Source organism: Microbacterium sp. BF1 (genome assembly GCF_019279095.1).
Taxonomy (GTDB): Bacteria; Actinomycetota; Actinomycetes; order Actinomycetales; family Microbacteriaceae; genus Microbacterium; species Microbacterium maritypicum.
The window spans coordinates 1-1,981 of sequence record NZ_JAGYWT010000454.1 but is presented as its reverse complement, the minus strand read 5'-3'; the positions used below and the strand labels follow the sequence as shown (position 1 = coordinate 1,981).

Genomic DNA, 1,981 nt, shown 5'->3' with positions numbered 1-1,981 from the left:
CCTCTGCATCCCCCTCGTCCGTGGACGAGGTCGCGCGCGGCGTGGTCTCGTCCTGCGGTGCGCGCCCGGCCTCCTGCGATGCTGGCGAGCGGGCATCGTCTGCGGAGGGATCGATGATGCGGACCGTGCATCCGGTGAGCAGCAGCGCCGCGATCACCACGGGAGTGATCGCGGCGATGTGCCGGCGTGCAGCGCGCATGGCATCCATCTTCTCGTGTCAGAAGGTCGCCGGGATGAAGATCTCGACGCGTCGGTTGAGCTGGCGCCCCGCGGGGTTGTCGACGCCGTCGATCTCGTTCGCGGCGACAGGCCGGGACTCCCCGAAGCCCTCGGCGGTGAGTGCCGTGCCGACCCCACGGTCCTGGAGGCCATCGACCACCGCATCCGCGCGGTCCTCCGACAGTGTCTGGTTCTCGGCATCCGATCCGATGGCGTCCGTGTGGCCCGACACCGAGGCCTGCGCGACCTCGAGCGCGGTGAGCGCGTCGGCCACGGCATCCAGCGTGGCGGCCGCATCGGCGCGGATGTCGCTCTTGTCGAAGTCGAACAGCACCCCGTCCTCGAATGTGAGGGTCGTGCCGCAGGACTCCAACGGGGCGAGCGTGCCCAGCGGCGGGAACACCCCGAGAGTGGGGACGACCGGCAACGGCTCGGCCTTCACCCGCTCGCCGTTCACCTGTGCCGTGCCGTCGCCGAAGTTCTGGATGGTGATGTCGCGGCTGGTGTAGTTGCCCGATCCGTCGCCGAAGTTCTGGATGGTCACGGCCCCGGCCTCGTAGTTGCCCGATCCGTCGCCGAAGTTCTGGATGGTCACGTCGCCGTCGGAGTAGTTGCCGGAGCCGTCGCCGAAGATCTGCACCGTCTTGGTCGCATCGGTGTAGTTGCCGGAGCCGTCGCCGAAGTTCTGGATCGTGACCGCCCCGTCGGTGTAGTTGCCCGACCCGTCGCCGAAGTTCTGGATCGTGACGCCGTTGATCGTGGAGGTACCCGATCCGTCGCCGAAGTTCTGCACGGTTCCGTCGGGCCCCGTGAAGGTGCCGGATCCGTCGCCGTACAGCAACGCTGTGCCGTTGCCGGAGACCACATTCCCGGTGGCATCGCAGTGCGCCGGTGTCGCCGTGACCCCGGGGATGTCGGCGAGCGCATCGTTGACCTCGATCGCGAAGGCGGATGCCGACGAGTCCAGCAGTGACAGGTCGGGGAGCACGAACAGCGGCACGGGCGGGAACTGGCCCACGTCGTACCCGGGAACCGTGGCGACGGCGGAAGTCGGGGCATCGGGCGACGTCGGGGCGCCGCTCGGCTTCGGGGTGCTCGGCGGCGTCGCGGCACAGCCGGTGACGACGAGGGAGGCCAGGAGTCCGAGTGCGACGCCCTGGCGGCGACGGCGGGAGGCAGACGAGGCGGTGCGTGCGGCGGTGGTCATGGATCGAGCGTATCCAGCCGGTGTGGCGATACTGTCGCGGAGTTGTCGCAAGCCTGCGACACGTCCGCTCACCGTTTGACCCGCGACTCCAGAACCCCCGCGGTGTCGATGACGGCATCCGCGAGCGTCCGCTCATCGAGTCCTTCGCCGCCCCACGTGACAGCCACCGCGGCGACCGGCCAGCCGGTGTGGTCGTGCACGACGGCTCCGACCGATCGGAGCCCGTCTGCCACCTCGCTGTCCTCGACCGCATAGCCGCGTGCTCGTACTTCCCGCAGGAGTTCGCGCAGCTCTGCGGGGCGACGCGGCCCCAGCCCTGTGCGGTCGGGGAACGCCGACGCGCTCGGATACAGCGCGCGCACCTGTTCGCGGGGCAGGGCGGCCAGCATCGCCCGGCCGCTCGCGGTGAGGTGCGCAGGAAGGCGTACGCCGACATCCGTCACGAGGGCGGGGCGGCGGGGTGCGCGCTCCTCGACGATGTAGAGAACGTCGCCACCGCTCATCACGGCGAGGTGGGCGCTCTCGCCCAGGCGGTCGGAAAGCGCGGCGATCAGC

The 1,981-nt window shown here is 70.1% G+C and carries 2 protein-coding genes and 1 pseudogene; all 3 read right to left on the bottom strand.

Features of this window, described 5'->3' with window-relative positions:
* Positions 1-199: pseudogene (locus KZA10_RS13555) on the bottom strand (hypothetical protein); the annotation flags it as partial.
* An 18-nt stretch (positions 200-217) separates the two neighbouring features.
* Positions 218-1,426, bottom strand: a complete 1,209-nt coding sequence (locus KZA10_RS13550; RefSeq protein WP_218683139.1) for an OmpA family protein — start codon at positions 1,424-1,426, stop codon at positions 218-220.
* 68 nt (positions 1,427-1,494) lie between these two features.
* A partial coding sequence (locus tag KZA10_RS13545; protein ID WP_306300823.1) for an IclR family transcriptional regulator occupies positions 1,495-1,981 on the bottom strand: 487 nt, incomplete at its 5' end.

Excerpts from the sequence above, each read along its gene's own strand:
- KZA10_RS13550 (WP_218683139.1), bottom strand. The coding sequence starts at position 1,426 with ATGACCACCGCCGCACGCACCGCCTCGTCTGCCTCCCGCCGTCGCCGC.